The following is an 8,116-nucleotide window of genomic DNA, read 5'->3' on the forward strand; positions in this document are numbered from 1 at the left end:
GATGGGCGACGATCCGAACCAGCAGGGCAATTCGCGCCGCTGGATCATCGCGGCGGTGGAGCACTCGCTGCGCCGCCTCCAGACCGACCATATCGACCTCTACCAGATCCATCGCCCGGCGCCCGACACCGACATCGAGGAGACGCTCTCGGCCCTCACCGACCTGATGCGGGCCGGCAAGGTGCGGGCCATCGGGTCCTCGACCTTCCCGGTCTCGGAGATCGTCGAGGCCCAGTGGGTGGCCGAACGCCGCGGCCTGGCCCGCTTCCGCACGGAGCAGCCGCCCTACTCGATCCTCGACCGGGGCATCGAGCGCGAGGTGCTCCCCAGCTGCGAACGCCATGGCATGGGCGTGATGGTGTGGAGCCCCCTGTCGAAGGGCATGCTGACCGGGCGCTACCGCAAGGGGCAGCCGATGCCGGACAGCCTGCGCGCCCGGGTCTTCCCGCAGCAGATGTCCGACGCCCGCAACCTCGAGGCGGTCGAATTGCTGCTGCCGCTGGCGGCGGAGGCCGGCCTGTCCCTGACCCACATGGCCATGGCCTTCGTCCTGGCCCATCGGGGCGTGACCTCGGCCATCCTCGGGCCGCGCACGATGCCGCAGCTCGACGACCTGCTCGCCGGCGCGGAAATCCGTCTCGGCGACGACCTCCTCGACCGGATCGACGCGATCGTTCCGCCCGGGACCGATGTCGGGCCGAACGGCGCCGCCTACGTCCCGCCCTCGCTCCTGAAGGCCGATCAGCGCCGCCGGCCCGCCGCCGAACGCGCCGCCGCATGAACAACCCATCGAAGGAGACGACCATGAACGACAAACGCATTGCCCTGGTCACCGGGGCCAATCAAGGGGTTGGCCTGCAGGTCGCCAAGGAACTCGTGGCCAACGGCGTCACGGTGCTGGTCGGGTCGCGCAATTTCGCGCGCGGCAAGGCTGCGGCCGATGAGATCGGGCCGGGCGCCATCGCGCTGCAGCTCGACGTGACGGACGGCGCGTCGATCGCCGCTGCGGCGGAGCGCATCCGCGGCGAGTTCGGCCGCCTCGACCTGCTGGTCCAGAATGCGGCGATCTCGAACACGAACAAGCGGCCCGGCCAGTCCCCCGAGGACTACGCCAAGTCGACCCGGCCGAGCACCGTCTCGCTCGATGAAATGCGCACGGTGTGGGAGACCAACGTGTTCGGCGTCATCGCCGTCTACCAGGCGATGCTGCCGCTGCTGCGCGAATCCGCGGATGCCCGCATCGTCAACGTGTCGAGCGGCGTCGGTTCGCTGGCCTTGAACGCCGACCCGGCCTTCCCCTATCGCGCGATCTTCGGCCCGGTCTACCCGGCGTCGAAGACCGCCCTCAACGCCGTCACGCTGGCGATGATGATCGAGCTGGAGCCGATCGGCATCAAGGTCAACCTGGTCTCCCCCGCCTTCACCAAGACGAACCTCAACGGCTATGCCGGCACGGAATCGGTCGAAGACGGCTCGCGCGAGGTGGTGCGCGTCGCCCTGCTCGGCCCGGACGGCCCGTCCGGCACCTACACGCGCTGGGAGGCTGCAACGATCCCGTGGTGATCGTACCCCCGCGGGCCCGCTTCAGCGGGTCAGCGGCCGGTACTTGATGCGGTGCGGCTGGTCCGCCTCGGTGCCCAGGCGGCGGTGGCGGTCCTTCTCGTAATCCTCGTAGTTGCCTTCGAACCACACCACCTGGCTGTCGCCTTCGAAGGCCAGGATGTGGGTCGCCAGCCGGTCGAGGAAGAAGCGGTCATGGCTGATGACGATGGCGCAGCCGGGGAAGGTCAGCAGCGATTCTTCCAGCGCCCGCAGCGTCTCGACGTCGAGGTCGTTGGTCGGTTCGTCGAGCAGCAGGACGTTGCTGCCGGATTTCAGCATCTTGGCGAGGTGGACGCGGTTGCGCTCGCCGCCCGAGAGCTGGCCGACCTTCTTCTGCTGGTCGCCGCCCTTGAAGTTGAAGGCGCCGACATAGGCCCGGCTGGGCATCTTGCGCTTGCCGAGGTCGATTTCGTCGAGCCCGCCGGAGATCTCCTCCCACACCGTCTTGTTCGGCGACAGGTCGTCGCGGCTCTGGTCGACATAGCCGAGCTTCACGGTCTCGCCGACCTTGAGGGTGCCACCGTCAGGCGTTTCCTGGCCGGTGATCATCTTGAACAGGGTCGACTTGCCGGCGCCGTTCGGGCCGATGACGCCGACGATGCCGCCGCGCGGCAGGCGGAAGCTGAGGTCGTCGATCAGCAGCCGGTCGCCGAAGCCCTTGGACACGGCCTGGGTGTCGATGACGTTGTCGCCCAGCCGCTCCGGCGTCGGGATCAGGATCTGGGCCTGGCCCGGCGCCTGGTCGCGGCTCTGCGCCAGCAGGTCCTCATAGGCGTGGATACGGGCCTTCTGCTTGGCCTGGCGGCCACGGGCGCCCTGCCGGATCCAGTCCAGCTCGTCGGCCAGGGTCTTCTGCCGGCTCGACTCCTCCTTGGACTCCTGGGCCAGGCGCTTTTCCTTGGCCTCGAGATAGGCCGAGTAGTTGCCCTCGTAGGGAATGCCGCGGCCGCGATCGAGTTCCAGGATCCAGCTGGTGACGTTGTCGAGGAAGTAACGGTCATGGGTAACCATGACGACCGTGCCCTTGTAGTCCTCGAGATGACGCTCGAGCCAGGCGACGGATTCGGCGTCGAGATGGTTGGTCGGCTCATCGAGCAGCAGCAGGTCCGGCTTGGCCAGCAGCAGCTTGGCCAGCGCCACCCGGCGGCGCTCGCCACCGGACAGGTTGGTCACCGGGCTGTCGCCCGGCGGGCAGCGCAGCGCGTCCATGGCGATCTCGACGGTGCGGTCGAGGTCCCAGGCGTCGGCGGCGTCGATCTTCTCCTGCAGCTCCGACTGCTCGGCGATCAGCGTATCGAAATCGGCATCGGGCTCGCCAATCGCCTCGCTGACGGCGTTGAAGCGGTCGACCAGCGCCTTGGTGGCCCCCATCCCTTCCATCACGTTCTCGGCGACCGTCTTGTTCGGATCGAGCTCCGGCTCCTGCGACAGATGGCCGACGGTGGCGCCCTGCGCGACCCAGGCCTCGCCGGTGAACTCCTTGTCCATGCCGGCCATGATCCGCATCAGGGTCGACTTGCCCGAGCCGTTCGGGCCGAGAACGCCGATCTTCACCCCCGGCAGGAAGGACAGCCAGATCTTCTCCAGCACGACCTTTCCGCCCGGATAGGCCTTGGTCATGTCCTTCATCACGAAGACGTACTGGTAGGAGGCCATCGAAGCCGCTCCGTCACAAACCGGTCGGGGAAGGCCCGGGTTTTAGCCCATGGGGCGGCACAAGGCCAGGGGCGCGACTGCATGAGGCCCCCGCAGCGTCGCAGTGGGACCGCGGAGGGAATGTGGCAACAGCAAGCCGGACCGGCGGGCGGCAGCAATTCGCATCGCCGGACTGGTCAGAATTCGGCGCCTCGGCTAAGCCGGGATAGGCAGGATTTCCTGGGAGCGCATCGATGGCGACATGGAATCGGGGCGGGATCGTGCTGCTGGCATTCATCGCGCTGGCCGCCTGCAGCCATGACCCGGCCGAGCGGGTCACCGGGGACTGCACCATCAAGCTGCTGGGCAAATGCAGCTCCAAGCAGATCACGGTCGACCTCACCGACGCCGAGAAGGCCACCCTCGCCGGCCTGCAGAACCGCCCGGCCGCCGCCCCTGCCCCGCGCACCGTCCCGGCCGCCGGCGCGGTGCTGATGGCGCTGGGCTTCGATCCCGTCTCGGTCGATGCCGCGAACGGGCTGGTGCAGGGCGAGCGGGACCGCAGCCTGGTCAGCCGCGGCCGGCAGATGCTGCGGGCGGTGCTGAAAAGCAAGATCGCCGCCCTGCCGGGCAAGCCGGACCATGAGAGCACCCGCGCCCTGGTCACGGTGCGACCGGCGGCCCGCGGCAGTGCCGTGCATGTCGAATTCGTCACCACCGAATGGGACAGCAACGGCGACGCCAAGACCCACACCGTCACCAACGCCGCGCCCTATGACGAGTTCTACACAGCCCTGTCGGACCGGTTGAAATAGCGGCCATGTCGCGGTTCCGGCCGACGCCGAAGCTGCTATGACAACGCCCATGACCAGCGACCCTCAAGCCCGCGATGCGGATGTGATCGTCGTCGGCGGCGGCCCGGCCGGGCTGCTGGCGGCGCTGCTGCTGGCCCAAAGCGGAGCGGACACCGTCCTGGTCGCCCCGCCGGCGCCGGAGGACCATCGCACCACCGGGCTGCTGATGGGATCGGTGCGGATTCTCGAGGCGGCCGGTGTCTGGCCCCACCTCCGCCCTCAGGCCGCGCCACTGCGGGCGATTCGGCTGATCGACGATGGTGGCCGCCGGTTCCGCGCGCCGGAGGTGGTGTTCCGGGCCGCAGAGATCGGGCACGACGCCTTCGGCTACAACATCGCCAACCGCGACCTGGTGCCGGTGCTGGCCCGGGCCGTGGCCGAGGCCCCGTCCCTGCGCCGGGTCGCCGAACCGGCCGCGGCGATCCGCATCGACAGCACCGGCGCCACGGTCCGCACCGCCGATGGCACGGTGCTGCGCGGCCGGCTGGTGGTCGGGGCCGACGGCCGCAGCTCTCCGGTGCGCGCGGCGGCCGGCATCGGCGAGCGGCGCTGGAGCTACGACCAGTCCGCGCTGGTGACGATGCTGCGCCATGACCGCGGCCATGACGACATCTCGACCGAGATCCACACTGCCGCCGGCCCGTTCACGCTCGTGCCTCTGGGCGACCCCTTGTCGTCCCCGGGCGAAAAGCGGTCCAGCCTGGTCTGGGTGATGCGCCCGGCCGAAGCGGCGCGGCTGGCGACGCTGGACGACGAGGCCCTGGCCCGGGAGATCGGGCGGCGGGCCGGGCCGATCCTCGGCGCCGTCACGCTGGACGGGCCGCGGCAGATCTTCCCGCTATCCGGATTGTCCGCCCGGCGGCTGGCCGTGCCGCGGGCAGCGCTGGTCGGCGAGGCAGCGCATGTGGTGCCGCCGATCGGCGCCCAGGGCCTCAATCTCGGCTTCCGCGACGCGTCGGTCTTGGCCGGGGTGATGGCAGCTGCCCTCCGCAGCGGCGGCGATCCCGGTGCGGCCGCTGTCATGGCGCGGTACGAGGCGAAGCGGCGCGGCGATGTCGCCAGCCGCACCGCCGGGGTCGACCTGCTGAACCGCTCGCTGCTGACCGATGCGGCGCCGGCCCTGGCCCTGCGGGCGCTGGCGGTGCAGGCGGTGAAGCGGATCGCGCCGCTGCGCCGGCTGCTGATGCGCGAAGGCATCGCCCCCGGCGGCGCCTGACCGCCACAAGAAAACGGCGGAGCCCGAAGGCCCCGCCGTCATTTCCCCGACCGGTCGATCGGTCAGTCCGATTGATCGATGGGTAGATCAATCATGGATGTTCATGGTCGTTCGATCGCGCAGGAACAGCGCACCGATCACCACGGTGATGACAGCCACCACGACCGGGTACCACAGCCCGTAATAGATGTTGCCGGTGGACGCCACCATGGCCGTGGCCAGGAGCGGCAGCATGCCGCCGAACCAGCCATTGCCGATGTGATAGGGCAAGGACATCGAGGTGTAGCGGATCCTGGTCGGGAACAGCTCGACCAGGAAGGCCGCGATCGGTCCGTACACCATCGTGACGTACAGGATCATGATGAACAGGATCAGCAGCGTCATCGGATAGTTGATCTGGCTCGTATCCGCCGCCTTCGGATACTTCGCCGCGACCAGCGCCGCCAGGGTCTGGTCCTGGTTCCAGCCCGCGATCTCGGTGGTGCCGATCTTGGTCGACACCGGGCTGCCGGCCGCGCCATTGGCCGAGGTGAACGACACGCCCGCGGAGGTCAGATACCCCTTCACCCGGTCGCAATCGCTGTAGACCGTGCTGCCTGTGGGGAACAGGTGGAAGGCGCAGGTCGCCGGGTCGGCCGTGACCGTGACAGGTGTCGAGGCCTGGAAGCTTTCCAGCGCCGGGTTGGCGTAATGGGTCAGCCCCTGGAACAGCGGGAAATAGGTGATCGCGCCCAGCAGGCAGCCGGCCAGGATGATCTTCAGCCGGCCGATCCGGTCCGACAGCCAGCCGAAGAACACGAAGAACGGCGTGCCGAGCAGCAGCGCCAGCCCCAGCAGCGAGTAGGTCGAGACATAGTCGACCTTCAGCGTCGTCGACAGGAAGAACAGGGCGTAGAACTGGCCGCAATACCAGATCACCCCCTGCCCGGCCGTAGCACCCAGCAGCGCCAGCAGGACATAGCGGTTGTTGGGCGAGCGGAAGAAGCTGTCCCGGATCGGGTGGTCGGAGCCGCGGCCTTCCGCCTTCATCCGCTGGAACACCGGGGATTCGTTCAGCCGCGACCGGATGTAGAGCGAGAACACCAGCAGGACCACGGAGACCAGGAACGGCACGCGCCAGCCCCAGGAGGCGAAGGCCGCGGTGTCGAAGCCCCAGCGGCACAGGCCGATGACCAGCAGCGACAGGAAAAAGCCGATGGTGGCGGTGGTCTGGATCCAGCTGGTGGAATAGCCGCGGCCGTTCGCCGGCGCATGTTCGGCGACATAGGTCGCGGCGCCGCCGTATTCGCCGCCCAGCGCCAGGCCCTGCAGCAGCCGGAGCACGACCAGCAGGATCGGCGCCCAGGTGCCGATCGTGTCGTAGGTCGGCAGCACGCCGACCAGGACGGTCGAGGCACCCATCACCAGGATGGTGACCAGGAAGGTGTATTTGCGGCCGACGATGTCGCCGATATGGCCGAAGACCACGGCACCGAACGGCCGCACCAGGAAGCCGGCGGCGTAGGTGGCGAAGGCGGCGAGCAGGGCCGCCGTGTCGTTGCCTTTGGGGAAGAACAGGGCTGCGAAGAAGGGCGCCAGGGTGGCATATAGATAAAAATCGTACCAATCAAAGACAGTGCCGAGAGAGGAGGCGAAAATGACCCTCCGCTCTTCCTGTCGACTGACGATGCGGCCGCTTTCGGCGGCCATGCCGGTCGAAACCGTCATCTCATTACCCTCCCCCCAAATATAGACTCGCCGCTCGTTTCGAGCTGGGTACGAAGTGTGATTGTAGGGAGACTTTCCGCGCAATAGTTTTTCGCAAATTTGACCAACTGCGAGCCAACAGCGGTCAATCGCGGGGATATGGCGGCTGGCCGCCGGCGCTGCTACGGTTCCTTGACGGCCCGACCGGGCCCCTGTCCTGTCCCTCACAACCGACGGCCCCCATGTCCGCCAAGAAGAATCCCATCGCCCTCAACGCCCTGCAGCTGAAGACCCTGACGGTGCTGCAGCAGATGGCGCACACGCCCCGTTTCGCCACGCAGCAGGAGGATGGCGCGGTGCTGGTCGCGAATTTCCCGCCGCCGCATGGCGACCACTACCATGTCGGTGACGCCACGGTGATGGGCCGGGACATGACCGGGCTGCACAACATCGCGGTGTTCGCGGCGCTGGAGCGCAAGGGGCTGATCCGCTCCGGCTTCCCCGGTGCCGCCGTGGTCACCGCCGACGGCCTGGCCTACGACACCGGGCTGGCCGATGCGATCCTGCATCGCGGCGACCACTGACCGGCCGCGCCAGCATGGCAGCCCGCTTCACCATCCTGACGCCCGATGCCCAGTTCGCCGACGATGCCGTGATCGAACGGCAGGTCGGCGGCGACGACATCGATTTCGAGGTCCGGCGCGAACGCGACCGCAAGAAGATCCCGGACGAAGCCTATGCCCGCTGCGACGCGCTGCTGACCTGGCACGAGCTGAAGGTCGACCAGTCGGTGATCGACAAGATGCCGCGCTGCCGGATCATCGTCCGGGCCGGCGTCGGCTTCGACCACATCGACCTGGCGGCGGCCGGCGCCGCCGGCATCCCGGTGGCGAACACGCCGGATTACGGCACCAGCGAGGTCGCCGACCACGCCATGGGGCTGCTGCTGGGCCTGCTGCGCAGCATTCCGGCCTATGACCAGGCGCTGCAGGCCGACCCGGTCGGCGGCTACACGCTGGAGGCCGGGCACCTGACCCGGCGCATCCGCGGCTCCACCCTGGGCATCGTCGGCCTCGGCCGCATCGGCACCGCGACGGCGATGCGGGCCAAGGCCTTCGGGCTC

Annotated in this window: 8 protein-coding genes; 6 read left to right on the plus strand and 2 right to left on the minus strand. The window is 68.7% G+C overall.

Annotation, left to right across the window (positions count from 1 at the left end):
• Positions 1-781, plus strand: a 781-nt coding sequence (locus tag AC3XYG_RS30200; protein WP_489143581.1) for an aldo/keto reductase, incomplete at its 5' end; no start/stop codon positions are given.
• Between the two features lie 23 nt (positions 782-804).
• A complete protein-coding gene (locus tag AC3XYG_RS30205) occupies positions 805-1,563 on the plus strand; it encodes an SDR family NAD(P)-dependent oxidoreductase (RefSeq protein ID WP_489143582.1) in 759 nt (252 codons plus the stop codon).
• 21 nt (positions 1,564-1,584) lie between these two features.
• On the opposite strand, the gene ettA is transcribed toward AC3XYG_RS30205, so the two are convergent.
• Positions 1,585-3,258, minus strand: coding sequence for an energy-dependent translational throttle protein EttA (ettA, locus tag AC3XYG_RS30210; RefSeq protein WP_489143583.1), 1,674 nt, complete (start codon positions 3,256-3,258; stop codon positions 1,585-1,587).
• A gap of 233 nt (positions 3,259-3,491) precedes the next feature.
• On the opposite strand from ettA, the gene AC3XYG_RS30215 reads away from it, so the two are divergent.
• Both AC3XYG_RS30215 and AC3XYG_RS30220 read left to right on the plus strand, forming a co-directional pair.
• Positions 3,492-4,052 carry a hypothetical protein gene (locus AC3XYG_RS30215; protein WP_489143584.1) on the plus strand — a complete coding sequence of 187 codons (561 nt, stop codon included), beginning with the start codon at positions 3,492-3,494 and terminating at the stop codon, positions 4,050-4,052.
• Between the two features lie 49 nt (positions 4,053-4,101).
• On the plus strand, positions 4,102-5,307 hold the full coding sequence (locus tag AC3XYG_RS30220; protein WP_489143585.1) for a UbiH/UbiF family hydroxylase: 1,206 nt from the start codon (positions 4,102-4,104) through the stop codon (positions 5,305-5,307).
• A gap of 87 nt (positions 5,308-5,394) precedes the next feature.
• On the opposite strand, the gene AC3XYG_RS30225 is transcribed toward AC3XYG_RS30220, so the two are convergent.
• A complete protein-coding gene (locus AC3XYG_RS30225; protein WP_489143586.1) occupies positions 5,395-7,014 on the minus strand; it encodes an MFS transporter in 1,620 nt (539 codons plus the stop codon).
• A 221-nt stretch (positions 7,015-7,235) separates the two neighbouring features.
• On the opposite strand from AC3XYG_RS30225, the gene AC3XYG_RS30230 reads away from it, so the two are divergent.
• Positions 7,236-7,577 (plus strand): hypothetical protein, encoded by a 342-nt coding sequence (locus tag AC3XYG_RS30230; protein ID WP_489143587.1) that lies wholly within the window; start codon positions 7,236-7,238, stop codon positions 7,575-7,577.
• Between the two features lie 14 nt (positions 7,578-7,591).
• A partial coding sequence (locus AC3XYG_RS30235) for an NAD(P)-dependent oxidoreductase (protein WP_489143588.1) occupies positions 7,592-8,116 on the plus strand: 525 nt, incomplete at its 3' end.

This window comes from Inquilinus sp., from assembly GCF_057815775.1.